Consider the following 25,271-nt stretch of genomic DNA (forward strand, 5'->3'; position numbering starts at 1 on the left):
ATGCTTGACCTTAAAAACCCCGTGACTCAGCAACAAGCGATGGAAGCGTTTTTCTTCGGTTACCAGGCTTTCACTGCGAAGGCCGACGAAATGCTCGAGCGTCGTGGCTTGAGCCGGGTGCATCAACGCATTGTGTTTTTTATCGCCCGCTACCCGAACCTGAGTGTCAAGGAACTGCTGGCATTGCTCGGGGTGACGAAGCAGGCGCTGAACATTCCGCTGCGTCAATTGGTGGAAATGCATCTGGTGAACAGTGTCGCGTCCCAGACCGATAAGCGTAAGCGGTTGCTGGAGCTGACCGACGATGGCGCGCGTTTCGAGCAGTCATTGCGCCGTGAACAGGTGAAATTGCTGGAGCGGGTGTTTGCCGAGGCGGGTGAGACGGCGGTGAATGGGTGGCTGGCGGTAAATCTGGCTTTAGGAAAAAACCAAGTCCTCGCAGACTGATCGTTCCAATGCTCTGCGTGGGAACGATCGTCTATAGCCGATATATCCCGATCAACAAACTTTTCGTCTACAAAATCAAAAACATTATTTGCTTTATTTGTATACAAAAGCATAATCCACTTCGTGCGAGTTCCTGACCAAGCAGTCAACAAATTCGCAAGCACCTCAAAGGGTCGCTGCCACCCTCATGGGTCCGGCCCTGGAAATAACAATAAAACTCTTGAGGAGTATTCGCTGTGGAAAGCCGCAAATCCGAAGCCCCGACGCTGGAACTCTCGCCGCCATTACGCAATGGCTGGCTGGAGCGCATCTTCAAACTCAGCTTGCATGGCACCACGGTGAAGACCGAGTTGATTGCCGGTCTGACAACCTTCATCACCATGGCCTACATCATCTTCGTCAACCCCAACATCATGGCCGACGCCGGGATCGATCACGGTGCCGCGTTCGTCGCCACCTGCATCGCCGCTGCGCTGGGTTGCCTGTTGATGGGTCTGTATGCCAACTGGCCGGTCGGCCTGGCGCCGGGCATGGGCCTCAACGCCTTCTTCACCTACACCGTGGTCGGCACCATGGGCTACAACTGGGAAACCGCCCTTGGCGCGGTGTTTGTTTCCGGTGTGTTGTTCATGTTTCTGACTTTTTCCCGAATCCGCGAATGGCTGCTCAATAGCATCCCGGTGAGCTTGCGCTTTGCCATGGGCGCCGGCGTGGGCTTGTTCCTGGGGCTGATCGGCTTGAAAACCGCGGGCATCGTGGTCGACAGCCCGGCCACCCTGATCAAGCTCGGCTCCCTGCGCGAACCTGGCCCGCTGCTGGCCGCCATCTGCTTCCTGATGATCGCCGTGCTCAGTTACCACAAAGTGTTCGGTGCGATCCTCATCAGCATCATCACCGTGACCCTGGCCGGTTGGGGCCTGGGCCTGGTGCATTACGAAGGGATCATGTCGGCCCCGCCGAGCCTGGCTCCGACCTGGATGGCCATGGATGTCGCCGGCGTGTTCAACATCAGCATGATCAGCGTGGTGCTGGCCTTCCTCTTCGTGCACATGTTCGACACCGCCGGCACCTTGATGGGCGTCGCCCAGCGCGCCGGCCTGGTGAATGCTGACGGCAAGATCGAAAACCTCTCCCGCGCCCTGAAAGCCGACAGTGCGTCCAGCGTATTCGGTGCGGTGGTCGGCGTTCCGCCGGTTACCAGCTACGTAGAAAGTGCTGCGGGTGTAGCCGCTGGTGGTCGGACTGGTCTTACCGCTGTGACCGTAGGTGTGCTATTTATTGCCGCAATGTTTTTCGCACCGCTGGCTGGCATGATCCCCGCTTACGCAACCGCCGGTGCGCTGATTTATGTGGCGATGCTGATGATGGGCGGTATGGCGCACATCGAATGGGACGAAGCGACCGACAGCATTCCGGCGATCGTTACCGCGATCATGATGCCCCTGACCTTCTCGGTCGCCGACGGCATTGCCCTGGGCTTTATCACTTACGTGGTAATGAAGGCCTGTACCGGTAAGCACAAGGAAATTTCCATCAGTCTGTGGGTGCTCTGCGCGATCTTCATCGCCAAGTTCATTTTCTTGTAAGCCGTCTACGTTTCAAAAACAGTGTTTCAAAACAGCCTCACCCCGTCGGGTGAGGCTTTTGTGCAAATGGAGGAAAGTGATGAGTCTGGAAACCTGGCTACTGTTCAGCGGCGCTGCGCTGGTGGTAATCCTGATCCCGGGGCCACTGTCTTTGCTGATGATCAGCAACAGTCTGAATTACGGTTTGCGCCGTTCTTACCCGGCGTTTCTGGGTGGCGTGATTGCGTCGATCTGCTTGCTAAGTGCGTCGGCGCTGGGCTTGGGCGCCTTGCTGCTGGCATCGGAACAGTTGTTCAGCGCCCTGAAGATCGTCGGGGCGCTGTACCTGTTCTATCTGGCTTGGCAGAGCTGGCAGCAATCGCGGCTGCCCTCCCATGGCGCTGAAGTGCCCCAGGCTGCGCCGGTTCCACGCTTTCGCGCACTGTTCGGGCGCGCGTTTATGTTGGGCGCCAGCAACCCGAAAGACATTCTGTTCTTTGCCGCTTTCCTGCCGCAGTTCCTCAGTGCCGAGAAGCCGTTCCTGCCGCAGTTGCTGGTGATGATTGCGACCTGGACCGTGCTGGATTTGCTGTGCAAGTTGGCTTATGGATTAGGTGCACACGGGGCGGCGCGGTATCTGCGCAGTGGAAGGGGTCAGAACTGGTTTAATCGGGTGAGTGCGGGGTTGTTTAGCGGGGCTGGTGCGGCTTCGTTGTTGAGCCGTTAAAAGCAAAAGCTTCGCGAGCAAGCCCGCTTGTGTCTTGCGCAGGAATTAGACTGAGGATGAGAGCGGTGAATAGTGCTTAAAGCACGTGTGGGAGCCCATGCTGCCATTCACCTCTCCACTCTGGTTATTGAGCCCGAACAGTTGAACGAGCCGACCTCGAACATTTACAAGCGTGGTGCCCAGCCAGAGTGCTCTCACCTTTGAGTGTAAGAGGATTCAGCTATGTTTTCCTGCGCAGGCATCGACGTTGCCAAAGATACTCTTGAGGTTCGGATTAACCCGCAAGACGTTGGCGCAAGTTACCTCAATACCGCCAGTGACTTCCTTGCGCTGATTGATTGGTTAAAGCGCTACCAGGTCAACCGCGTATTGCTGGAAGCCACCGGCGGCTATGAGCGAGAGGCCATGAAAGCGCTTCAGGCCGCGGGCTTCGAAGTCTTGCGGATCAACCCTCGTCGCGCCAAGAACTTTGCCAAGGCGATGGGGCAGCACGCTAAAACCGACCCGATAGATGCGCGACTTCTCGCGCAGTTTGCAGAAGTCATAAAGTCGCCAAGCAACCGCATCACCAGCCCTGAACAGGACAATTTGCGTGCGCTGGTACAGCAACGTGAAAACTTTGTTCAGCAGCAAAGCGATGATATTCGGCGCCTCAAAACAGCCTCTGTAGACCGGGTAAAACCCTGTCTGCAGAGGCATATCGACTATTTATGCCAAGCAATAAAGTCGATAGAGAAGTTGATCCGTCAAAGTGCCCAAGACCTGGACAGTGATAAAATAGCCCGTTTGTGCTCGGTCAAGGGAATAGGGCTCGTGACGGCAGCCAGCTTAATGGCCTATTTGCCTGAGCTGGGCGAGGTTGGACGGCACGAGATTGCAGCGCTGGCAGGCATAGCCCCCTACAACGATGACAGCGGCAAGCATGAAGGTCCGCGCCATATTAGCGGCGGCAGGTTTGCTGCGCGTCGCGCGATGTACATGGCGTGCTGGGTGGTGATTCAGCGACAGCCTGAGTTCAAAGCGCGGTATGACGCACTGCGTCGTAAGGGCAAATGCGCAAAAGTAGCGCTCATCGCCTGTATGCGCGTGCTGCTGATACGACTGAACGCCATGATCCGAGACCGAACTGAGTGGAAACAACCCTTGGCCTAAAACGGGTCGCGGTGTTCCTGTAGGGCATCGCATGGCGTAAAGCTGTGGGAATTCAGCTGTCTATCAATATGCCTTCAAAATAAAGATCACCAAGACAGTTGCTCCCACATTGGATCTCTGCCGGTCACAAATAATGTATTCGCAGAAGATCCAGTGTGGGAGCGGGCTTGCTCGCGAAGGCGTCATCAGCAACACCACATATCTCAGGACAAAAAAAAGCCCGCAGTGTGAGCGGGCGAAAGACCAAAGAAGCTATATGCACAGGATTCTGGGGGGAAAGCCCTAGCTTCCTCTGTAGGTCGAATAGCTGTACGGCGAAATCAGCAACGGCACGTGGTAGTGATCCTGCTCTGCTGAGATGCCAAAACGCAGCACCACCACATCCAGGAACGCGGGTTCTGGTAGCTGAACGCCACGGGCGCGGTAGTAATCGCCCGCATGAAACTGAACCTGATAGACCCCGGAACGGTAGTCATCGCCTTGCAGCAGCGGTGCATCGACCCGGCCGTCACTGTTAGTGACTGCTGTGGCCACCAGTTCCAGCTGCGAACCTTCAACGCGATACAACTCGACCTTGATCGAGCTGCCCGGGCAACCATGTGCAGCGTCTAAAACGTGAGTAGTCAAACGTCCCATTGATTCTGCGCGCCTGCCTGCATGGAGCAGTCAGGCCTCGCGCCTCCCGAAGTCAGTTGAAAAGGAGACCGCACCGATTCGGAGCACGAAACGCTGCGGCGAGCGACTGATTAAGACACTTTTAACAAAAATTGTACACAATAAAAACAACATATTTACTGCTATCCCAGTCATTCAGGGATTCCCGCCGAATCTGCCACCGAGCCACAGGGCCAGAGGACCTTCCATCCATTAACTGACCAATCAGGCAGGTTTTTTGCAATAACATGTGAAGATGACAGTCAGTGAAAAATGCAAAAAAACAGGCTTACAAAGTGGATATAAAGTTGTATACAATCAGCCCATCGCTGTGACGCCAGCCTGTCATCAAACCGCCAGGCCGCCACACAACCCTGACCTTGAACAAGTCGAACGAATAAGAAGGAAGACTGCAGTGAGCGCTGACTACCCACGCGACCTGATCGGTTACGGCAGTAACCCTCCTCACCCACACTGGCCGGGCAATGCCCGCATCGCCTTGTCCTTCGTGCTCAATTACGAAGAAGGCGGCGAGCGCAATATTCTGCACGGCGATAAAGAATCCGAAGCCTTCCTTTCGGAAATGGTCTCGGCGCAGCCGCTGCAAGGCGCTCGCAACATGAGCATGGAATCCCTTTATGAGTATGGCAGCCGCGCCGGCGTCTGGCGGGTTCTGAAACTGTTCAAGGAATTCGACATTCCGCTGACCATCTTCGCCGTGGCCATGGCCGCCCAGCGCCACCCGGACGTGATCCGCGCGATGGTTGATGCCGGACACGAGATCTGCAGTCACGGCTACCGCTGGATCGACTATCAGTACATGGACGAAGCGCAGGAACGCGAGCACATGCTCGAAGCGATCCGCGTCCTCACCGAAATCACCGGCGAGCGCCCACTGGGCTGGTACACCGGCCGCACCGGTCCGAACACCCGTCGTCTGGTGATGGAAGAAGGCGGTTTCCTCTACGACTGCGACACCTACGACGACGACCTGCCCTACTGGGAACCGAACAACCCGACCGGCAAGCCGCACCTGGTGATTCCGTACACGCTGGACACCAACGACATGCGCTTCACCCAGGTTCAGGGCTTCAACAAGGGCGACGATTTCTTTGAATACCTCAAAGACGCATTCGACGTGCTGTACGCCGAAGGCGCCGAAGCGCCGAAGATGTTGTCGATCGGCCTGCACTGCCGTCTGATTGGCCGTCCGGCGCGTCTGGCCTCGCTCAAACGCTTTATCGAATACGCTAAAAGTCATGAACAGGTGTGGTTCAGCCGTCGCGTCGACATCGCTCGCCACTGGCACGAAACCCACCCGTACCAAGGGACCGCGAAATGAGCCACTTCCAAACCCTGAAGCCCTCGACCCTGAGCCGCGACGCCTTCGTCGCTGCCTTCGCCGACATCTACGAACATTCGCCATGGGTGGCCGAAAAGGCCTTCGACCTGGGCCAGGACGCTTCGATCGACGAGATCGAAACCCTGCACCAGCGCATGAGCGACATCCTGTTGAGCGCCGATCACGCAAGCCAGCTTGAGCTGGTCGTCGCTCACCCGGACCTGGCCGGCAAAGCTGCCGTCCAGGGCCAGCTTACCGCAGCCAGCACTGAAGAACAGTCTGGCGCGGGTATTCACCAATGCACGGCCGAAGAGTTTCAACGCTTCACCGAGCTGAACGACGCCTACAAAGCCAAGTTCAAGTTTCCCTTCATCATGGCGGTAAAAGGCAGCAACCGGCATCAGATCCTCGCGGCGTTCGAAACGCGCATTCACAACCCGGAAGACACCGAGTTCAAATGCGCGCTGGCGGAGATCAACAAGATTGCGTTGTTCCGATTACTGACCCTATAGCGAGCAGCCCTTGTGAAAAGCCCGGGCGTTTAAAACGCGAAGACCCAAGGGCACTGCAAGCATCCCAAGCCAACTAATTAAAGGCAGACAAGAAGAATGAAAGCTTACGCCGTACCTTTCGAGAAGTTCGTCAACCTGGCCGACGCCCGCCTGGGCACCAAAATCATCTCGGTCACCGATGACTGGTTCGCTGATGCCAACCGCCTGTTCCAGCCGACCCCGGCTGTGTGGAAGGAGGGCGTATTCGATGACAACGGCAAGTGGATGGACGGCTGGGAGTCGCGCCGCAAGCGCTTCGAAGGCTACGACAGCGCCGTGATCCGCCTGGGCGTACCGGGTTCGATCAAAGGCGTGGACATCGACACTTCATTCTTCACCGGCAACTTCCCGCCATCGGCCTCTCTGGAAGCCTGCTTCCTGGCCTCGGGCGAGCCGGATGAAAACACCCTGTGGACTGAAGTGCTGTCGGCCGTCGAGCTGCAAGGCAACAGCCATCACTACCACGAAATCAACAACGACCAGGCGTTCAGCCACCTGCGTTTCAACATCTACCCGGATGGTGGCGTGGCCCGTCTGCGTGTTTACGGTGTTCCGTTCCGCGACTGGTCCGCTGTGGGCGACAACGAGCAAGTTGATCTGGCAGCAGCCCTGAACGGTGGCCGCGCCCTCGCCTGCTCCGACGAACACTTCGGTCGCATGAGCAACATCCTCAACCCGGGCCGTGGCATCAACATGGGCGACGGCTGGGAAACCGCACGTCGCCGTACGCCGGGCAATGACTGGGTCATTGTCGCGCTGGGTCATGCCGGCGAAATCGAGAAAGTCATCGTCGACACCCTGCATTTCAAGGGCAACTACCCGGACACCTGCTCGATCCAGGGCGCGTTCGTGAAGGGCGGCACCGACAGCCAGATCGAAACCCAATCGCTGTTCTGGCGCGAATTGCTGCCGGCGCAGAAACTGGAAATGCACGCCGAACACACCTTCGCCGAGCAGATCAAGGCGCTGGGCCCGATCACTCACATCCGCCTGAACGTGTTCCCGGATGGTGGTGTTAGCCGCCTGCGAGTTTTGGGCAAGGTAGCAAAATAAGCGTCGTCTCCAATCGCCAGCAGGCTGGCTCCCACAGGGGAATGCACTCCAAATGTGGGAGCTAGCCTGCTAGCGATGGCAATAGAACAGACAACAACGAATTCAAGGTAAGAAGACCAGCATGCGCACATTGACGATTGAACCGCTGACCAAAGAAGCCTTCGCCCCTTTCGGTGACGTGATCGAAACCGACGGTAGCGATCACTTCATGATCAACAACGGTTCGACCATGCGCTTTCACAAACTGGCGACGGTTGAAACCGCCACGCCAGAGGACAACGCGATCATCAGTATCTTCCGCGCCGACGCGCAGGACATGCCGCTGACCGTCAGCATGCTGGAGCGTCACCCGCTGGGCAGCCAGGCTTTCATTCCGCTGCTCGGCAACCCTTTTCTGATCGTGGTCGCGCCACTTGGCGATGAACCTGTATCAGGCTTGGTCCGCGCCTTCGTCACCAACGGCAGGCAGGGCATTAATTACCATCGCGGCGTTTGGCACCATCCGGTGCTGACGATCGAAAAGCGGGATGACTTCCTGGTGGTTGATCGCAGTGGCACAGGCAATAACTGCGATGAGCATTTTTTCAAAGAGGATGAGCGTTTGATCCTTGCCCCCCACCAATAAGAGAAGGTCTGATCACTCGACAACAGAGTGACAGGCGAGAGGTAAAGACTGTGGAAGCACATCTGTTGGAATGGCTGAACCTGAGCGTGCGCTGGGTTCACATGATTACTGGCGTGGCCTGGATCGGCGCGTCGTTCTATTTCGTCTGGCTGGAAAACAACCTCAATCGGGTCAACCCGAAAAGTGGCTTGGCGGGCGATTTGTGGGCGATCCACGGCGGCGGTATCTACCACCTGGAAAAATACAAACTGGCTCCACCGACCATGCCGGACAACCTGCACTGGTTCAAATGGGAAGCCTACTTCACCTGGCTGTCGGGGATCGCGCTGCTGTGCGTGGTGTTCTACTCCAACCCGACGCTGTACCTGCTGGCACCGGGCAGCAGCCTGACCGGCCCTGAAGGGGTTGCCCTGGGCATTGCCTCGTTGTTCGTCGGCTGGTTCGTCTACTCCTTCCTTTGCGACTCGGCCCTGGGCAAACGCCCTGCCCTGCTCGGCTTCATCCTGTTCGTGCTGATCATTGGCGCCGCTTACGGCTTCAGCAAAGTGTTCAGCGGTCGCGGTGCATACCTGCACGTCGGCGCGATCATCGGCACCATCATGGTCGGCAACGTGTTCCGCATCATCATGCCGGCGCAGCGCGCACTGGTTGCCGCGATTGCCGAGAACCGCACGCCGGATCCGGCACTGCCGGCCAAAGGCTTGCTGCGTTCGCGTCACAACAACTACTTCACCTTGCCGGTGCTGTTCATCATGATCAGCAACCACTTCCCGAGCACTTACGGCAGCCAATACAACTGGCTGATCCTCGCCGGAATTGCGGTGCTGGCGGTGTTGGTTCGTCATTACTTCAACACCCGTCATGACAGCCACAAGTTCGCCTGGACCATGCCCGTCGCAGCAGTGGGCATGATCTGCCTGGCGTACGTGACCGGCCCGGCGCAGATGTCCAGTGCACCTGAAGTAGCCAAGGCACCTGGCACCATCGAGTACCAGCCGCTGCCGGAAACCGCCCTCGGTGGAGGTGCCAAACCTGCCGCCGCGAAGCCTGCTGAAGCGCCGGTTCAGGCTGCGAACGCCGGACCGAGTTACGACAAGGTGCACAGCGTGATCCAGGAACGATGCTCGGTTTGCCATTCCGCCAAACCGACCAGCCCGCTGTTCAGCGCTGCACCGGCCGGTGTGATGTTCGACACCCCCGAGCAGATCCGCCAGAACGCAGCGCGCATCCAGGCGCAAGCCGTCACCAGCCAGATCATGCCACTGGGCAACATCACCCAGATGACCCAGCAGGAACGTGACCTGATCGGCGCCTGGATTGTTCAGGGAGCTCCAACCAACTAATCGTTGAAAAGCTTCGCGGGCAAGCCTCGCTCCTGTAGGAGCAAGGCTTGCCCGCGATTGGCCGCGCTGCGGTCCCTGATGCACAAAACCACAAGAATAAAAAAGATCCGAGGTGTTGCATGTCCGAGCTATCCAAAGCGCGCATCCCCGACGCACCCGCCATTCAGCGTTTACCCCTTTTGCAACTGATCCTGGTCGGCCTGCAACACGTTCTGCTGATGTACGGCGGAGCCATCGCGGTGCCGCTGATCATCGGACAGGCCGCTGGCCTGAGTCGTGAAGAAATCGCCTTCCTGATCAACGCCGACCTGCTGGTGGCCGGGATCGCCACCATCGTGCAGTCGCTGGGCATCGGCCCAATGGGCATCCGTATGCCGGTGATGATGGGCGCCAGTTTTGCCGCAGTCGGCAGCATGGTGGCAATGGCTGGTATGCCTGGAATCGGTCTGCAAGGGATCTTCGGCGCGACCATCGCCGCCGGATTCTTCGGCATGATCATCGCGCCATTCATGTCCAAAGTTGTACGCTTCTTCCCGCCCCTGGTGACCGGCACGGTCATCACCTCGATCGGTTTGTCGCTGTTCCCCGTGGCCGTGAACTGGGCCGGCGGCGGTGCAGGTGCCGCGCAATTCGGCTCACCGATTTACCTGGCCATCGCCGCGCTGGTGCTGGCCACCATTCTGCTGGTCCACCGCTTCATGCGCGGTTTCTGGGTCAACATTTCCGTGCTGATCGGCATGTGCCTGGGTTACGTGCTCTGCGGCCTGATCGGTATGGTCGACCTGAGCGGCATGGCCCAGGCGCCGTGGCTGCAATTCGTGACCCCGCTGCATTTCGGCATGCCGAAGTTCGAACTCGCTCCGATCCTTTCCATGTGCCTGGTGGTGGTGATCATCTTCGTCGAGTCCACCGGGATGTTCCTGGCGCTGGGCAAGATCACCGGCCAGGAAGTCTGCCCACGGATGCTGCGTCGCGGCTTGTTGTGTGATGCCGGCGCCTCGTTCTTCGCCGGTTTCTTCAATACCTTCACCCACTCCTCTTTCGCGCAAAACATCGGTCTGGTGCAGATGACTGGTGTGCGTTGCCGCTCGGTGACCATCGTCGCCGGCGGTTTGCTGGTGGTGTTGAGTTTGCTGCCGAAAGCAGCGTTTCTGGTGGCCTCGATTCCGCCCGCCGTACTGGGCGGCGCAGCCATTGCGATGTTCGGCATGGTCGCCGCCACCGGCATTAAGATTCTTCAGGAAGCCGACATCGGTGACCGTCGCAACCAGTTGCTGGTGGCGGTGAGCATCGGCATGGGGTTGATTCCGGTGGTACGTCCGGAGTTCTTCGCCCACCTTCCGCTGTGGATGAGTCCCATCACTCACAGCGGTATTGCCATGGCGACGTTGAGTGCTTTGTCGCTGAACCTGTTGTTCAACATCCTCGGCGGCGCCGAACGCGCGGCCATCAACGACTGCCACGCGCACCCGCGTTGACACACTAAAAGCCATGCAACCTGTGGGAGCAGTTGCTCCCACAGTGGCCACACCTGTGCCTCAAACAATAAAAACAAGAGGGAGCAACAGATGATTCGGACACAGACAAACATGCTGTTGGGCGGAGGTCTTTTGGCCGCCAGCCAAGCCATGGCCGGCGATTTGCTGCTGTGGCAGACCAACAGCCTGAGCTATTTGTACGGCAAGAATTTCGAGATCAACCCGTCGATCCAGCAGACGGTGACGTTCGAGCACGCCGACAAATGGAAGTACGGCGATAACTTCCTGTTCGTCGACAAGATTTTCTACAACGGCCAGGAAGACCGCAACAAAGGCCCCAACGCCTTTTACGGCGAGTTCAGTCCACGCCTTTCCTTCGGCAAGATCCTCGACCGCCGCTTCGAATACGGCCCGGTCAAGGATGTGCTGCTGGCCATGACTTACGAGTATGGCGAAGGCGACAGCGAGGCCTACCTGATCGGCCCGGGTTTCGACCTCGCGGTCCCGGGCTTCAACTATTTCACCCTGAACTTCTATCGTCGCCAGACCGAAGGCCCGCGCCCCGGCGATGGTGTCTGGCAGATAACGCCGGCCTGGTCCTACAGCATTCCATTGGGCAATTCAGACCTGTTGCTCGACGGCTACCTGGACTGGGTGGTCGACAACGATCAGAACGCCCGCGGTACCTACCACGCCAACCTGCACATCAATCCGCAGCTCAAGTATGACCTCGGCAAAGCCCTGGGCTGGGGCCATAAACAGGTCTACGTCGGCACCGAATACAGCTACTGGAAGAACAAGTATGGGGTCGAAAACAGCTCGAACCTGGACACTAACCAAAACACCGCCAGCCTGCTGGTGAAGGTGCACTTTTAAGATGGCCCGCAACCGTGCTCCAAACCTGTCGTCGGTGCGCTGTTGCGGGGCACTTGAGACCTGGCCAAGGAGTCAGTATTCTCCGCGGCCGCCCGAATCTGGACTAAAAAAAAGCCCGGATTTAATTCCTGACCAGAAAGCCAACTTATCCCGGCGCTGGACGGTACCAAGGCACTCCAAAACCTCTCTCAATCGACTGCTCTTGAGCCGCCGAACGGGAGTTTTTTGGCTTTTTGAAAGCCTTGGCGCAGCTCTTGCTAATAGCACTAAAGCTGACCGATTGGATGATTTTTAAAGCGGCAGGAAAAGGCGCCACACCAGAGCGCAGACCATAAAAAAATAACGTGGAACCACCTACTTTTGGGAGCAACCGAATGAAACGTACGTGCACTAGCCTGATGCTGGCGGGATCGTTGCTGGCCGGGGGCCAGGCAATGGCCGGCGACTTGCTGCAATGGCAGAACAACAGCCTGACCTACCTGTATGGCAAGGACTTCCAGGTCAATCCGCGCATTCAGCAGACCGTGACTTTCGAACACGCCGATGGCTGGAAATATGGGGATAACTTCTTCTTCGTCGACAAAATCTTCTACAACGGCGACAAGGATTTCAACGTCGGCCCGAACACCTATTACGGTGAGTTCAGCCCACGAATTTCCCTGGGCAAGGTCCTCGACCAGAAAATCGAATTCGGCCCGGTCAAAGACGTGTTGCTGGCCATGACGTACGAGTTCGGTGAAGGCGATACCGAGTCCTACCTGATCGGTCCTGGTTTCGACCTGGCGATTCCGGGCTTCGACTACTTCCAGCTGAACTTCTATCAGCGCCATACCGAAGGCAGCCGTGCGGGCGACAACGTGTGGCAAATCACCCCGGCCTGGTCCTACACCATCCCGGTCGGCGATTCGAACATCCTGATCGATGGTTTCATGGATTGGGTGGTCGACAACGACTCCAACTCCAAAGGCGACTACCACGCCAACCTGCACTTCAACCCACAGGTCAAATACGACTTGGGTAAGGCGCTGAACCTTGGCGAAAAGCAGTTGTACGTCGGCGTCGAGTATGACTACTGGAAAAACAAGTACGGTATTGAAGACAGTCAGGGCTTCAAAACCGATCAGAGCGTAACCAGCTTCCTGGTCAAGGTTCACTTCTGATACGGCGGCGTCTGTAAGGACGCCTTCGCGGGCAAGCCTTGCTCCTACAGATTTTGAATCGCTCACAAAGTAGGTGAACGACACGAAACCTGTAGGAGCAAGGCTTGCCCGCGATGGCCACACCGTCGATCTCAAGCCGGAACCACAGGCTCCGCCAACCCGAGAAACCGGCACAACTCCCCGCGCTTGGCCAACGCATCCCGCCGCCCCAAATCAATCAATTCGCTGCAATACCCCGCCTCGAACAGCAGATAACTCAGCACCCCCGCCCCGCTCGTCTTGGTCGCCCCCGGCCCGCGCAGAAACAGACGCAGCGCCGCCGGCAACTCCTGCCGATGCCGCGCCGCAATCTCATCGATTGGCTGACTCGGCGAAATCACCAGCACATCTACCGGCGCCACACCCAGCGCGCGCGTCGGCGTGCCATCGGGCAGCAGATGACTGAACTGATTGAGCCGCTGCAGCAACTCGATGTCGCTTTCCAGGCTGTCAATGAACGTGCTGTTGAGCATGTGCCCACCGATCTGCGCCAGGCTCGGCTGCTGACCGGTGTAGGCGCGTTGCAGCGGTTGTTCCGGGTCGACGCCGCGGGGGTTGCCGCTGACGCCCACCACCAGCACTCGGCTGGCGCCCAGGTGCAGCGCCGGACTGATCGGTGCCGACTGACGTACCGCACCGTCGCCGAAATACTCTTCACCGATTTTCACTGGCGCAAACAACAGCGGAATGGCTGAACTGGCCAGCAAGTGATCGACGGTCAATTGCGTGGGAACGCCGATTCGCCGATGGCGCAACCAGGCATTGATCGTGCCGCCACCCTGATAAAAGGTCACCGCCTGACCGGACTCGTAGCCGAACGCGGTCACCGCAACCGCCTGCAACTGCTTCTGAGCAATGGCTTCGGCAATCCCGCTCATCTGCAATTTGTCGTCGAGCAATCCGCGCAGCGGCGAACTGTTGAGCAAAGCCACCGGCACCTGAGCGCCAATCCCGAGCAAACTGTGGCTGACAAAACGGCTGGCCTGATGGATCACGCCCGGCCAGTCGCTGCGCAGCACCAGATGACTGCGAAAGCCCTGCCAGAAGGCTGTCAGACGTTGAATCGCACCACGGAAATCCATCGCCCCACTGGCGAGGCTGACCGCGTTGATTGCGCCGGCCGAGGTGCCGACGATCACCGGAAACGGATTGCTCGCACCCACCGGCAACAGCTCGGCAATCGCCGCCAGTACACCGACCTGATAAGCCGCCCGAGCCCCGCCGCCGGAAAGAATCAACCCTGTAACCGGTTCAGCAGGACTCATCGCAACACTCCATGGTGCTTATAAGGACGGTGGTTCAACCGCGTTTTGCGTACAGCTTCGGCTCACCCGGGGGTCGGCTCTTGAAGCGACGATGAGCCCAAAGGTATTGCTCCGGACATTCGCGCAGGGCGCCTTCGATCCATTGGTTGATCCGCAGGCAATCGGCTTCTTCGGTTTCGCCGGGGAAACCTTCGAGCGGTGCATGAATCACCAGTCGATAACCGCTGCCATCCGCCAGACGTTCCTGAGTGAACGGCACCACCAGCGCCTTGCCCAACCGCGCAAACTTGCTGGTGGCGGTGACGGTCGCGGCCTGAACCCCGAACAGCGGCACGAAGATACTTTGCTTGGCGCCATAGTCCTGATCCGGTGCGTACCAGATTGCCCGGCCTGCGCGCAGCAATTTGAGCATGCCGCGCACGTCGTCACGCTCCACCGCCAGCGAATCGACGTTGTGCCGCTCGCGCCCCAGGCGCTGGACGTAGTCGAACAATGGATTTTTGTGTTCGCGGTACATGCCATCAATGGTGTGCTGCTGGCCGAGCAACGCTGCGCCGATTTCCAGCGTGGTGAAATGAACGGCCATCAGGATCACGCCTTTGCCGTCACGCTGGGCTTTTTTCAAATGCTCCAACCCTTCGACATGGGCCAACTTCGCCAGACGCTCGCGCGACCACCACCAGCTCATGGCCATTTCGAAAAACGCGATGCCCGTTGAGGCGAAGTTTTCCTTGAGCAGGCGCTTGCGTTCGGCAGCGGTTTTTTCAGGGAAACACAGTTCGAGATTGCGCTTGGCAATGCGCCGTCTGTCGCCCGCTACTCGATACATCGATGCACCCAAGGCGCGACCGATCGACAGCAACGCCGGATACGGCAGCTGGACAATCAGCCACAACAGCCCCAAGCCACACCACAGCGGCCAGAAACGTGGAGATAGAAATGCTGTTCGAAAACGCGGGCGATCCATTAAAGGTTCCGGAAAGACAATGGCCGCGCATTCTACATCGTTCGACCCGGCTTGCGGCTCGCGGGCGTTCTCGTTATAAGTCTCGGCACTTTTAGTGACAAGTCGTTGTATGCCGACCATGAGCCAAACCGAACCGCTAGACCAAGATCCCGTGTTCCAGTTGAAGGGCAGCATGCTCGCCATTACGGTGCTGGAACTGGCCCGTAACGACCTCGATAACCTCGATCGTCAACTGGCCGCCAAAGTCGCCCAGGCGCCTAACTTCTTCAGTAACGCGCCACTGGTGCTGGCCCTGGACAAACTTCCGGCCAGCGAAGGCGCAGTTGATCTGCCGGGCCTGATGCGCGTCTGCCGCCAGCATGGCCTGCGCACCCTGGCGATCCGTGCCAGCCGCATTGAAGACATCGCCGCGGCCATCGCGGTCGACCTGCCGGTGCTGCCACCTTCCGGCGCCCGGGAACGTGCGCTTGACCCGCACGAAGGCCTCGTTGCGAAAAAACCGGAAAAACCGCCGGAACCGACCATCAAGCCAACGAAGATCATCACGTCGCCCGTACGCGGTGGCCAGCAGATTTATGCCCAAGGCTGCGATCTGGTCGTGATCTCGTCGGTCAGCCCGGGGGCGGAACTTCTCGCCGATGGCAACATCCATGTATACGGCCCGATGCGTGGTCGTGTGTTGGCCGGCGTCAAAGGCGACACGAAAGCCAGGATTTTCTGTCAGCAAATGAGCGCTGAACTGGTTTCCATCGCAGGCCACTACAAGGTTTCGGAGGATCTTCGTCGCGACCCTATGTGGGGCGCGGGTGTACAGATCAGCCTGTCGGGCGATGTGTTGAACATCATTCGGCTTTAACGGATACTGCCGCATTTTCCAAACATCTCTAAAACGTAGCGAAAACGGCTCAAACGAAGTAGGAAAAAAGGCCATAGGCAGTGTTTACCCGAGGTAAGCGCCGTTCTGGGCCGGATTCCAGCCAAGGCTGTCCGACTGCAGTAGTTTTTCTAGAGATGTTTTTCAGGGGCTAAATGTCCTTTTTCCTTAGGGGTGAAACACCTTGGCCAAGATTCTCGTGGTTACATCCGGCAAGGGTGGTGTGGGTAAGACCACCACCAGTGCTGCTATCGGTACCGGCCTCGCACTGCGCGGCCACAAAACAGTCATCGTCGACTTCGACGTCGGTCTGCGTAACCTCGACCTGATCATGGGTTGCGAGCGCCGCGTGGTGTACGACTTCGTCAACGTGGTGAACGGCGAAGCCAACCTGCAACAAGCCCTGATCAAAGACAAACGCCTGGAAAACCTCTACGTACTGGCCGCCAGTCAGACCCGCGATAAAGACGCGCTGACTGTGGAAGGCGTGGAAAAAGTGTTGATGGCGCTGAAAGAAGACTTCGAATTCGTGGTCTGCGATTCCCCGGCCGGCATCGAGAAAGGCGCCCACCTGGCCATGTACTTCGCTGATGAAGCGATCGTCGTGACCAACCCGGAAGTGTCCTCGGTACGTGACTCGGACCGCATGCTTGGCCTGCTGGCCAGCAAGTCCCGCCGCGCCGAAAAGGGCGAAGAGCCGATCAAGGAGCACTTGCTGCTGACCCGCTACAACCCGCAACGGGTCAGTGACGGCGAAATGCTCGGCGTCGAAGACGTCAAAGATATTCTGGCCGTCACCCTGCTGGGTGTCATTCCGGAATCCCAAGCGGTACTCAAAGCTTCCAACTCGGGCGTGCCGGTCATTCTCGACGACCAGAGCGATGCCGGTCAGGCATACAGCGATGCGGTCGATCGTCTGCTGGGCAAAACCGTGGAGCATCGTTTTCTCGATGTAACGAAGAAGGGCTTCTTCGAGCGCCTGTTTGGAGGTAGATAATGAATCTTTTTGACTTCTTTCGTGCCAGCAAAAAGGTCAGCACCGCGTCGGTAGCGAAAGAGCGTCTGCAGATCATCGTGGCGCACGAACGCGGCCAGCGCAGTACACCGGACTACCTGCCAGCCTTGCAGAAGGAATTGGTCGAGGTGATCCGCAAGTACGTCAATATCGGGTCCGATGACGTGCACGTCGCTCTGGAAAACCAGGGCAGCTGCTCGATTCTGGAACTCAATATCACCCTGCCTGACCGCTAGTCGATCAGACAGGAGTCACGGCGGCTCAGACCTCCTGGCACTTCGTAGGAGCGAAGCTTGCTCGCGAAGCAGGCAACTCGGTGTATCTGATAGATCGAGGTGATGCGTTCGCGAGCAAGCTTCGCTCCTACAGGGTGTGGGGGCCTGAGCCGCCGTTGGCGTCTGTTACGAGGCTGTTTTAATGCCGTTGTCCAACATCCGCATCATCCATCAAGACGCCGCCGTACTGGTGGTGAACAAACCGACCCTGCTGCTCTCCGTCCCTGGCCGGGCCGATGACAACAAGGACTGCCTGATTACCCGCCTGCAAGAAAACGGCTACCCGGAAGCGCGAATCGTCCATCGTCTGGACTGGGAAACCTCCGGCATTATTCTGTTGGCCCGTGACCCGGACACGCATCGCGAGCTGTCTCGGCAATTTCATGACCGCGAAACCGAAAAGGCCTACACCGCCCTGTGCTGGGGCCAGCCGGAACTGGACAGTGGCAGCATCGATCTGCCCCTGCGCTACGACCCGCCAACCAAGCCACGCCATGTGGTGGACCATGAATTCGGCAAACATGCCCTGACCTTCTGGCGCGTATTGGAGCGTTGCGGCGACTGGTGTCGAGTCGAATTGACGCCGATCACCGGCAGGTCCCATCAGTTGCGCGTGCACATGCTCTCCATCGGTCACCCGCTGTTGGGTGACGGGCTCTATGCCCACGAGCAAGCATTGGCGGCCTGGCCACGACTGTGTCTGCATGCGAGCATGCTGAGCTTCACTCACCCGCAAAGCGGCGAGCGCTTGCGCTTCGAGTGTCCTGCTCCTTTTTAAGCAACCGCTGAACCAAAAAAACGCCCTTCCATTGAAGGGCGTTTTTCTCGTTACAAATAGACGTGAAAATGGCGTGAAAATATTGTCACAAATTTGTAATGAAACGTAAAATGCCAGCACTTTGATAGCAGGCAGGAAGCCCTCGTGCTCAGCAACAAGACATTCCAAGACGATTATCCTTTTACCTTCTGCCTCTTCAACACCACGCTGCACCTTAGCGAGCAGCCTTCAACCGAAGCACAACAGGCGCTTGAACAGCTCATACACAAACGACGTGCCCACAAGCTCACCCGTGCGAGTGCGCCGCTGGCCTCCGGCGATACGCCACTGTTTGCCAAGGTCCAGCCGCTGGATACCTTGAAGGCAAAAGTTCGGGTCACCTTTGGCAAACCACAGCGCAATGGCCGATTCGACTGGCCGCTGGAAGAGCTGATCAACACACTTGAAGCGCAGCGCCGTGGCGTACAAATGCCTTCGTTGCAAGGGTTCGGTTACACCAAAGACCGACTGGGGCTGACCCAGGAGTATTTCATTATCACGCGCCTGCTCGACGATCATATCGACGGTGTGCAATGGCTGAAACGCAACCCGGATAACGTCGAAACATTCATTCTCGATGCGTTCCAATTGCTGAACTCCCTGTCGCGCAAGAACATCACGCACATGGATTTCTGGGCCGGCAACATCATGATTCCGCAAACGCCGCAGACCCCACTCAAAGCCATCGACTTTGAAAACTGCTTTGCCGGCCAGACAAACCATCCAAGCGAAACCCTGGGTTTTCAGCTGGGGTTCTTCTATCGCCGGGACATCTACAAGCTCATCACCGAAGCCGCCTACGACTGCCTTGTGGACGACTATATTCGGGAGATCCCCGGTATCTCGATGGAAAAATTCAACGAGGTGTACCTCGCGAGCAAACATGAATATGTAGGCCGCAAGCAACGTCGCGAAGTATTCCTAAATGGTAATCTGATCACCGGTTGACTCATCCTACTCGCCAACCAGCAGCCGACGCACACCGAACGGCATTGTCGCTGCAATGCCGTGAGCCAATACGTTAAACTTGCGCCATTGCTGTCTGGAGCTACTTATGCGCGAAGAGTTGAACCAAGGCCTGATCGATTTCCTCAAGGCCTCCCCTACCCCATTCCATGCCACCGCCAGCCTTGTTCAGCGCCTGGAAGCGGCGGGCTATCAACGCCTCGACGAGCGCGAGCCATGGACCACCGAAGCCAACGGTCGCTACTACGTCACCCGTAACGACTCTTCGATCGTCGCGTTCAAGATGGGCCGTCATTCTCCCCTGCATGGCGGCATCCGCTTGGTCGGCGCCCACACCGACAGCCCGTGCCTGCGGGTCAAACCCCAGCCGGAATTGCAACGCCAGGGTTTCTGGCAGCTGGGCGTCGAAGTCTATGGCGGCGCACTGCTGGCGCCATGGTTCGACCGCGACCTGTCCCTGGCCGGCCGTGTGACCTTCCGTCGTGATGGCAAGGTCGAGAGCCAGTTGATCGACTTCAAGGCGCCGATCGCCACCATCCCGAACCTGGCCATTCACCTTAACCGTGAAGCCAACATGGGCTGGGCGATCAACGCCCAGACCGAACTGCCGCCGATCCTTGCGCAATTTGCCGGTGACGAGCGCGTGGACTTCCGCGCCGTGCTCACCGATCAACTCGCCCGCGAACATGGTTTGAACGCCGACGTGGTGCTCGACTATGAGCTGAGCTTCTACGACACCCAAAGCGCTGCGGTCATCGGCCTGCATGGCGATTTCATTGCCGGGGCGCGCCTGGACAACCTGCTGTCGTGCTATGCCGGCCTTCAAGCCTTGCTGACCACCGAAACCGACGAAACCTGCGTGCTGGTCTGTAACGATCACGAAGAAGTCGGTTCCTGCTCGGCCTGCGGCGCCGACGGCCCGATGCTGGAGCAGACGCTGCGTCGCCTGCTGCCTGAAGGTGATGAGTTCGTGCGCACCATTCAGAAATCCCTGCTGGTCTCGGCTGACAACGCCCACGGGGTGCACCCCAACTACGCCGACAAGCACGATGCCAATCACGGCCCGAAACTCAACGCCGGCCCGGTGATCAAGGTCAACAGCAACCAGCGCTACGCCACCAACAGCGAAACCGCCGGGTTCTTCCGCCACCTGTGCATGGCCGAAGAAGTCCCGGTGCAGAGCTTCGTGGTGCGCAGCGACATGGGTTGCGGCTCGACCATCGGCCCGATCACCGCCAGCCACCTGGGCGTGCGCACCGTGGACATCGGCCTGCCAACCTTCGCCATGCACTCGATCCGTGAACTGTGCGGCAGCCATGATCTGGCGCACTTGGTCAAAGTGCTGAGCGCGTTTTACGCCTGCAGCGAGCTGCCGTAATCCGTGTAGGAGCATGGCTTGCCAGCGATAGAGGTCTTAAGGACGCCATCGCTGGCAAGTCATGCTCCAACAGGTGTTCACCACCCATCGCCCAAAAGCCACCTAGACTTCAACTACCCCTTTCGACAAGGCAGTCGCTCATGATCTCGTTGTCTTCGTTCCACGCCATGCTGATTCCGATTCTTGCCGGGATGACCATGCTGGCAATCGGCTTCAATTTTCGTGACAAGAACGTCGGCGTATTCGCGATGTGGATCGGCATGTTGACGATCCTCGCCACCGTGATTTTCAAGATCCTCGCCAAACTCAACGAATAAATCCTCCCCCCTGGCTCGCATTGATTTTGACGGGCTCGTACACTCGGTCGATCCGCTCATCCCGAGGTTGACCGCCTAGTGTTCGCTCGTCTTTTTGCCCTGCCGTGTTTGTTCCTTGTCTGCCTCATGACGCTGCTGCCGATGGCGCCCGCCCAGGCGGCCGGCTTGCCTGGCCTGCTCAACAGCTCGGCAAAACAGCCAGAGGCGCAAGAGCCCTTGGGGCAATCCCTGGACGAAGTCATCAAGTCGCTGGAGAACGATCAGCAACGCACCCAATTGCTGGCGGATTTGAAGAAGCTGCGCGATGTCACCAAAAAGGCCCAGCCGGTCACCGAAGTAGGCGTCCTGGGACTGATCGGTGGCACCCTGGCCAGTTTCGAAAAACAATTTTCAGGCGCGGACAGCCCTCTCACTCGCTGGTCCGAAGAGTTCAAACTGGCTGAGGATGAACTGACAGCGCTGGTGCTGCCGGCCAATGAATGGCTGCCGATCATCTTTGCCTTTGCCATGATCCTGATGGTCTGGAGCTTGCTGGCCGCCGCGCTGATCTGGGTCAGCCACCGGGTGCGGATGCGCTTTGGTCTGACCGAAGAACTGCCGCAGCACCCCAAGGCCCTGGACATGTTGCGCTTCGCCTTGCGCAAACTCGGGCCGTGGCTGATTGCTTTGGTCATGACGGTCTACATGAGCTACGCCCTGCCCTCGTCACTGGGCAAAAGCCTGGCCATGGTGCTGGCTTATGCACTGGTGGTTGGCACCTGTTTTTCGGCGATCTGCGTGATCGCCTTTTCGCTGCTCGACGGCCCACACCGCCACCGCGCTTTGTACATCCTGCGGCATCAAGCCTTTCGGCCGCTGTGGCTGATCGGCAGTTTCGCCGCCTTCGGTGAAGCCTTGAGCGATCCGCGACTGGTCGAAAGCCTTGGCAGTCATCTGGCGCACACCGCCGCAACTGTCGCCAATGTACTGGCGGCATTGTCCACCGGGCTGTTCATCCTGCGGTTCCGTCGCCCCATCGCCCACTTGATCCGCAACCAACCGCTGTCCCGACGCCTGACCCGCCGCGCCCTCAGCGACACGATCGAGATTCTCGGGACCTTCTGGTACATGCCGGCGCTGGTGCTGGTGGGTATCTCCCTGTTCGCCACGTTCGTCTCGGCCGGCGATACCAGCACCGCACTGCGTCAGTCGCTGATCTGCACCGTGCTGCTGGTGTTGTGCATGGTCATCAACGGCTTGGTGCGCCGCCATTCACTCAAGCCACAGCGCAGCGTGAAGCGTCATGCACTGTATTCGGATCGCCTGAAAAGCTTCTTCTACACACTCGCCCACTTGGTGGTGTGGCTGGCGTTCATCGAACTCGGCCTGCGGGTCTGGGGCATGTCGCTGATCCGCTTCACCGAAGGCGAAGGCCATGAAGTCAGCGTCAAACTGTTCAGCCTCGGCGGCACGCTGATTTTTGCCTGGCTGATCTGGATTCTCAGCGACACCGCCGTGCACCACGCCCTCACCCGCTCGCGCAAAGGCCTGGCAAATGCCCGCGCACAGACGATGATGCCGCTGATCCGCAACGTATTGTTCGTGGCGATCTTCATCGTTGCGCTGATCGTCGCCCTGGCAAACATGGGCATGAACGTCACGCCATTGCTGGCCGGTGCCGGCGTGATCGGTCTGGCCATCGGTTTCGGTGCACAGTCACTGGTGGCGGACCTGATCACCGGGCTGTTCATCATCATCGAAGACTCGCTGGCCATCGACGACTACGTGGACGTTGGCGGCCACCTGGGCACCGTCGAAGGGCTGACCATTCGTACCGTGCGCCTGCGGGACATTGACGGCATCGTCCACACCATTCCGTTCAGCGAAATCAAAAGCATCAAGAACTACTCCCGGGAATTCGGCTACGCGATTTTCCGGGTGGCGATACCTTCCAACATGGACATCGATAACGCGATCAAACTGATGCGCGACGTCGGCCAGAAGATGCGCACTGATCCACTGCAACGGCGCAACATCTGGTCGCCACTGGAGATTCAGGGTGTCGAGAGTTTCGAGTCGGGCAACGCAATTCTTCGCGCCCGGTTCAAGACCGCGCCGATCAAGCAGTGGGAAGTGTCCCGAGCGTTCAACCTGTCCCTCAAGCGACACCTGGACGAAGCCGGGCTCGATCTGGCGACGCCACGCATGAGCGTGCAAGTGATCACGGCGGGTGGCGGCCAAGTGACGGACTAAATCTGTAGCAGCTGCCGAGCCTGCGAGGCTGCGTTCGGCTGCGAAGCAGTCGTAAAACCTGCAAGCACAGTGTGCCTGAAACACCGCGGTGTCTGATTTCACGACGGCTTCGTCCGAGCGCGGCCCGCACCGAACGCAGCCTCGCAGGCTCGACAGCTGCTACAAACGGCAGGCAAAAAAAATCCCCGAACCTGTCGGGGATTTTTTATGTTTGATCAATCAGCCCGAGAGCGGATCAATCTTCGCGATAGCGACGCAGCTTCAACTGCTTACCGGCAACGCGAGTGTCCTTCAGTTTGGTCAGGAGTTTTTCCAGACCATCTTCCGGCAGCTCAACGAGGCTGAAGCTGTCACGTACCTGGATGCGACCGATTGCTTCACGAGCCAGGCCACCCTCATTGAGGATAGCGCCCAGCAGGTTCTTGGCAGCGATACCATCACGCGCGCCCAGCGCGGTACGGCAACGAGCACGACCTTCAGCCAATGCAACCGGAGCACGACGCTCACGATCACCACGGTCCGGACGATCACCGGTACGCTCTGGACGATCGCCACGCGGTGCGTTGTTCGGCACCAGTGGACGTTCTTTCTCGATGGCAGCCAGGGTCAACGCCTGAGCGTTGGTAGCCTTGCGTAGCAGAGCAGCGGCCAGTGCACGCGGAGTGCAACCGATGTCAGCGGTCAGGCGATCCAGCAGCTCACCATGAGTCGATTCGGCATCAGCTACCAGCGGCGACAGGCTGTTGGTCAGTTTCTTGATGCGAGCATCGAGAACGGCCTGAGCGTCCGGCAGGCGAACTTCAGCAACTTTCTGACCGGTTACACGCTCGATCACTTGCAGCATGCGGCGCTCACGCGGAGTCACCAGCAACAGTGCACGACCTTCGCGACCGGCACGACCGGTACGGCCGATACGGTGAACGTAGGATTCCGGGTCGTACGGCATGTCAACGTTGAACACGTGAGTGATACGCGGAACGTCCAGACCACGAGCAGCAACGTCGGTCGCAACAACGATGTCCAGACGGCCATCCTTGAGGGATTCGATCACGCGCTCACGTTGGTTCTGAGCAATGTCACCGTTCAGCGCAGCGGCTTTGTAGCCTTTGGCTTCCAGGGCACTGGCCAGGTCCAGGGTCGCTTGCTTGGTGCGCACGAACATGATCAGGGCATCGAAGTCTTCAACTTCCAGCAGGCTCAATACAGCCGAGGTCTTCTGGTCAGCGTGAACCAACAGGTGAGCCTGTTCGATCGCGGTAACGGTCTGAGTCTTGGTCTGGATCTTCACGTGTTGCGGATCGCGCAGATGGCGTTCGGCAATGGCACGGATCGACTGCGGCAAGGTGGCCGAGAACAATACGGTCTGACGGGTTGGAGGCAAGGCCTTGAAGATAACTTCGAGGTCGTCCATGAAACCCAGTTTGAGCATTTCGTCCGCTTCGTCGAGAACCAGGTGGTTCACCGTCGACAGAACTTTTTCGTCGCGACGCAGGTGGTCGCACAGACGGCCCGGAGTGGCGACAACGATCTGTGCGCCATTACGGATTGCTTTCAGTTGTGGACCCATAGGGGCGCCGCCGTAAACGGCCACAACGGTAACGCCCGGCATTTGCTTGGCGTAGGTTTCGAAAGCGGTTGCTACTTGCAGCGCCAACTCACGGGTTGGCGCCAGGATCAGGGCTTGCGGCTCGCGCTTAGCAGGATCGATGCGATGCAGGATAGGCAGGGCGAACGCAGCGGTTTTACCCGTACCGGTTTGCGCCTGACCAATCATGTCGTGACCGGCCATGATGATCGGGATCGATTGATGCTGAATAGCCGAAGGCTCTTCGTAGCCAGTCGCGATGACGGCTGCAAGAATATTCGGATTAAGATTAAAAGCGGCGAAGCCGCCGGTTTCCTGGGTCATGGGTCTGCCTCTAAGTGCATCCGCAAAGACCCATGCTCCAAAGCTGCGCATGCCGTGTAAGACTCAAGAGTCGCCCTGGCTGCTTTGTCGGCGGGGATTTGCGAAAACGAATGAATGAAAAAGATTCGTCAAGGGAGAGTCCGCTGTGCGGACGTGCAGCCGAAGCTGACTTCGGGGAATTGCGCTACCTAAACGCGGCCCGGTTAAAGGCCGGCGCGCACTATACCGGAATTCGCTCAAAAAG

The 25,271-nt window shown here is 58.4% G+C and carries 24 protein-coding genes; 20 read left to right on the forward strand and 4 right to left on the reverse strand.

All coding sequences use genetic code 11. The features are described 5' to 3' along the window. The 4 genes from QFW87_RS18690 (at position 1) to QFW87_RS18705 (ending at position 3,891) form a co-directional block, all read left to right on the forward strand. Positions 1-447, forward strand: coding sequence for a MarR family transcriptional regulator (locus QFW87_RS18690; protein ID WP_283188503.1), 447 nt, complete (start codon positions 1-3; stop codon positions 445-447). A 266-nt stretch (positions 448-713) separates the two neighbouring features. Then, on the forward strand, positions 714-2,033 hold the full coding sequence (locus QFW87_RS18695) for an NCS2 family permease (protein ID WP_283184603.1): 1,320 nt from the start codon (positions 714-716) through the stop codon (positions 2,031-2,033). Positions 2,034-2,112: 79 nt separating this feature from the next. Then, positions 2,113-2,739 carry a LysE family translocator gene (locus QFW87_RS18700; protein WP_283188504.1) on the forward strand — a complete coding sequence of 209 codons (627 nt, stop codon included), beginning with the start codon at positions 2,113-2,115 and terminating at the stop codon, positions 2,737-2,739. 222 nt (positions 2,740-2,961) lie between these two features. After that, a complete protein-coding gene (locus tag QFW87_RS18705) occupies positions 2,962-3,891 on the forward strand; it encodes a transposase (protein ID WP_283188224.1) in 930 nt (309 codons plus the stop codon). Between the two features lie 282 nt (positions 3,892-4,173). Here QFW87_RS18705 and uraH read toward each other — a convergent pair whose 3' ends face one another. Then, positions 4,174-4,527: a hydroxyisourate hydrolase gene (gene uraH / locus QFW87_RS18710; protein ID WP_111449004.1), complete on the reverse strand. Its 354-nt coding sequence runs from the start codon at positions 4,525-4,527 to the stop codon at positions 4,174-4,176. Between the two features lie 433 nt (positions 4,528-4,960). On the opposite strand from uraH, the gene puuE reads away from it, so the two are divergent. The 8 genes from puuE to QFW87_RS18750 all read left to right on the forward strand — a co-directional run bounded on the left by puuE (position 4,961) and on the right by QFW87_RS18750 (position 12,973). Then, positions 4,961-5,887: an allantoinase PuuE gene (gene puuE, locus QFW87_RS18715; protein ID WP_283188505.1), complete on the forward strand. Its 927-nt coding sequence runs from the start codon at positions 4,961-4,963 to the stop codon at positions 5,885-5,887. Beyond that, complete coding sequence (gene uraD, locus QFW87_RS18720) at positions 5,884-6,399, forward strand: 2-oxo-4-hydroxy-4-carboxy-5-ureidoimidazoline decarboxylase (protein ID WP_283188506.1); 516 nt, start codon at positions 5,884-5,886, stop codon at positions 6,397-6,399. Before puuE ends, uraD begins: the two co-directional genes overlap by 4 nt. A gap of 96 nt (positions 6,400-6,495) precedes the next feature. Beyond that, a complete protein-coding gene (alc, locus tag QFW87_RS18725) occupies positions 6,496-7,491 on the forward strand; it encodes an allantoicase (protein WP_283180906.1) in 996 nt (331 codons plus the stop codon). A gap of 121 nt (positions 7,492-7,612) precedes the next feature. Then, complete coding sequence (locus QFW87_RS18730; RefSeq protein ID WP_007960046.1) at positions 7,613-8,116, forward strand: ureidoglycolate lyase; 504 nt, start codon at positions 7,613-7,615, stop codon at positions 8,114-8,116. Between the two features lie 50 nt (positions 8,117-8,166). Then, on the forward strand, positions 8,167-9,459 hold the full coding sequence (locus QFW87_RS18735; RefSeq protein ID WP_283188507.1) for a urate hydroxylase PuuD: 1,293 nt from the start codon (positions 8,167-8,169) through the stop codon (positions 9,457-9,459). 119 nt (positions 9,460-9,578) lie between these two features. Next, positions 9,579-10,937 (forward strand): nucleobase:cation symporter-2 family protein, encoded by a 1,359-nt coding sequence (locus QFW87_RS18740; RefSeq protein WP_283188508.1) that lies wholly within the window; start codon positions 9,579-9,581, stop codon positions 10,935-10,937. 90 nt (positions 10,938-11,027) lie between these two features. After that, on the forward strand, positions 11,028-11,813 hold the full coding sequence (locus tag QFW87_RS18745) for an outer membrane protein OmpK (RefSeq protein WP_283180909.1): 786 nt from the start codon (positions 11,028-11,030) through the stop codon (positions 11,811-11,813). A gap of 374 nt (positions 11,814-12,187) precedes the next feature. Next, the gene (locus QFW87_RS18750) at positions 12,188-12,973 is read left to right on the forward strand and encodes an outer membrane protein OmpK (protein WP_283180910.1); all 786 of its coding nucleotides are present in this window, start codon (positions 12,188-12,190) and stop codon (positions 12,971-12,973) included. Positions 12,974-13,104: 131 nt separating this feature from the next. Here the strand turns inward: QFW87_RS18750 and QFW87_RS18755 are convergent, their stop codons facing one another. Next, positions 13,105-14,277 carry a patatin-like phospholipase family protein gene (locus tag QFW87_RS18755; RefSeq protein WP_283188509.1) on the reverse strand — a complete coding sequence of 391 codons (1,173 nt, stop codon included), beginning with the start codon at positions 14,275-14,277 and terminating at the stop codon, positions 13,105-13,107. Between the two features lie 34 nt (positions 14,278-14,311). Beyond that, on the reverse strand, positions 14,312-15,244 hold the full coding sequence (locus tag QFW87_RS18760) for a lipid A biosynthesis lauroyl acyltransferase (RefSeq protein ID WP_283188510.1): 933 nt from the start codon (positions 15,242-15,244) through the stop codon (positions 14,312-14,314). Positions 15,245-15,362: 118 nt separating this feature from the next. Here QFW87_RS18760 and minC point away from each other — a divergent pair, with 118 nt between their 5' ends. The 8 genes from minC to QFW87_RS18800 all read left to right on the forward strand — a co-directional run bounded on the left by minC (position 15,363) and on the right by QFW87_RS18800 (position 23,118). Further along, complete coding sequence (gene minC, locus QFW87_RS18765) at positions 15,363-16,100, forward strand: septum site-determining protein MinC (protein ID WP_283188511.1); 738 nt, start codon at positions 15,363-15,365, stop codon at positions 16,098-16,100. Between the two features lie 202 nt (positions 16,101-16,302). Continuing rightward, positions 16,303-17,115, forward strand: a complete 813-nt coding sequence (gene minD, locus QFW87_RS18770) for a septum site-determining protein MinD (protein WP_282376553.1) — start codon at positions 16,303-16,305, stop codon at positions 17,113-17,115. Continuing rightward, on the forward strand, positions 17,115-17,369 hold the full coding sequence (minE, locus tag QFW87_RS18775) for a cell division topological specificity factor MinE (RefSeq protein WP_007898843.1): 255 nt from the start codon (positions 17,115-17,117) through the stop codon (positions 17,367-17,369). Before minD ends, minE begins: the two co-directional genes overlap by 1 nt. 181 nt (positions 17,370-17,550) lie before the next feature. Next, positions 17,551-18,186, forward strand: a complete 636-nt coding sequence (locus QFW87_RS18780; protein ID WP_008146175.1) for an RluA family pseudouridine synthase — start codon at positions 17,551-17,553, stop codon at positions 18,184-18,186. A gap of 144 nt (positions 18,187-18,330) precedes the next feature. Next, the gene (locus tag QFW87_RS18785) at positions 18,331-19,173 is read left to right on the forward strand and encodes a hypothetical protein (protein WP_283188512.1); all 843 of its coding nucleotides are present in this window, start codon (positions 18,331-18,333) and stop codon (positions 19,171-19,173) included. A gap of 106 nt (positions 19,174-19,279) precedes the next feature. Further along, positions 19,280-20,569, forward strand: coding sequence for a M18 family aminopeptidase (locus tag QFW87_RS18790; protein ID WP_283188513.1), 1,290 nt, complete (start codon positions 19,280-19,282; stop codon positions 20,567-20,569). 140 nt (positions 20,570-20,709) lie between these two features. Continuing rightward, complete coding sequence (locus QFW87_RS18795) at positions 20,710-20,886, forward strand: hypothetical protein (RefSeq protein WP_283180917.1); 177 nt, start codon at positions 20,710-20,712, stop codon at positions 20,884-20,886. Between the two features lie 78 nt (positions 20,887-20,964). Beyond that, complete coding sequence (locus tag QFW87_RS18800; protein WP_283188514.1) at positions 20,965-23,118, forward strand: mechanosensitive ion channel family protein; 2,154 nt, start codon at positions 20,965-20,967, stop codon at positions 23,116-23,118. 235 nt (positions 23,119-23,353) lie between these two features. Here the strand turns inward: QFW87_RS18800 and QFW87_RS18805 are convergent, their stop codons facing one another. After that, positions 23,354-25,027, reverse strand: a complete 1,674-nt coding sequence (locus QFW87_RS18805; protein WP_283180919.1) for a DEAD/DEAH box helicase — start codon at positions 25,025-25,027, stop codon at positions 23,354-23,356. Positions 25,028-25,271: the final 244 nt, after the last annotated feature.

Source organism: Pseudomonas sp. PMCC200344, assembly GCF_030053095.1.
In the GTDB taxonomy this organism is placed as follows: domain Bacteria; phylum Pseudomonadota; class Gammaproteobacteria; order Pseudomonadales; family Pseudomonadaceae; genus Aquipseudomonas; species Aquipseudomonas svalbardensis.

What these genes read in the sequence shown, in the direction of transcription:
- QFW87_RS18690 (WP_283188503.1), top strand. Translation starts at nt 1, where the DNA reads ATGCTTGACCTTAAAAACCCCGTGACTCAGCAACAAGCGATGGAAGCG.
- QFW87_RS18700 (WP_283188504.1), top strand. Translation starts at nt 2,113, where the DNA reads ATGAGTCTGGAAACCTGGCTACTGTTCAGCGGCGCTGCGCTGGTGGTA.
- QFW87_RS18705 (WP_283188224.1), top strand. Translation starts at nt 2,962, where the DNA reads ATGTTTTCCTGCGCAGGCATCGACGTTGCCAAAGATACTCTTGAGGTT.
- uraH (WP_111449004.1), bottom strand. Translation starts at nt 4,527, where the DNA reads ATGGGACGTTTGACTACTCACGTTTTAGACGCTGCACATGGTTGCCCG.
- uraD (WP_283188506.1), top strand. Translation starts at nt 5,884, where the DNA reads ATGAGCCACTTCCAAACCCTGAAGCCCTCGACCCTGAGCCGCGACGCC.
- alc (WP_283180906.1), top strand. Translation starts at nt 6,496, where the DNA reads ATGAAAGCTTACGCCGTACCTTTCGAGAAGTTCGTCAACCTGGCCGAC.
- QFW87_RS18730 (WP_007960046.1), top strand. Translation starts at nt 7,613, where the DNA reads ATGCGCACATTGACGATTGAACCGCTGACCAAAGAAGCCTTCGCCCCT.
- QFW87_RS18740 (WP_283188508.1), top strand. Translation starts at nt 9,579, where the DNA reads ATGTCCGAGCTATCCAAAGCGCGCATCCCCGACGCACCCGCCATTCAG.
- QFW87_RS18745 (WP_283180909.1), top strand. Translation starts at nt 11,028, where the DNA reads ATGATTCGGACACAGACAAACATGCTGTTGGGCGGAGGTCTTTTGGCC.
- QFW87_RS18750 (WP_283180910.1), top strand. Translation starts at nt 12,188, where the DNA reads ATGAAACGTACGTGCACTAGCCTGATGCTGGCGGGATCGTTGCTGGCC.
- QFW87_RS18755 (WP_283188509.1), bottom strand. Translation starts at nt 14,277, where the DNA reads ATGAGTCCTGCTGAACCGGTTACAGGGTTGATTCTTTCCGGCGGCGGG.
- QFW87_RS18760 (WP_283188510.1), bottom strand. Translation starts at nt 15,244, where the DNA reads ATGGATCGCCCGCGTTTTCGAACAGCATTTCTATCTCCACGTTTCTGG.
- minC (WP_283188511.1), top strand. Translation starts at nt 15,363, where the DNA reads ATGAGCCAAACCGAACCGCTAGACCAAGATCCCGTGTTCCAGTTGAAG.
- minE (WP_007898843.1), top strand. Translation starts at nt 17,115, where the DNA reads ATGAATCTTTTTGACTTCTTTCGTGCCAGCAAAAAGGTCAGCACCGCG.
- QFW87_RS18780 (WP_008146175.1), top strand. Translation starts at nt 17,551, where the DNA reads ATGCCGTTGTCCAACATCCGCATCATCCATCAAGACGCCGCCGTACTG.
- QFW87_RS18790 (WP_283188513.1), top strand. Translation starts at nt 19,280, where the DNA reads ATGCGCGAAGAGTTGAACCAAGGCCTGATCGATTTCCTCAAGGCCTCC.
- QFW87_RS18795 (WP_283180917.1), top strand. Translation starts at nt 20,710, where the DNA reads ATGATCTCGTTGTCTTCGTTCCACGCCATGCTGATTCCGATTCTTGCC.
- QFW87_RS18805 (WP_283180919.1), bottom strand. Translation starts at nt 25,027, where the DNA reads ATGACCCAGGAAACCGGCGGCTTCGCCGCTTTTAATCTTAATCCGAAT.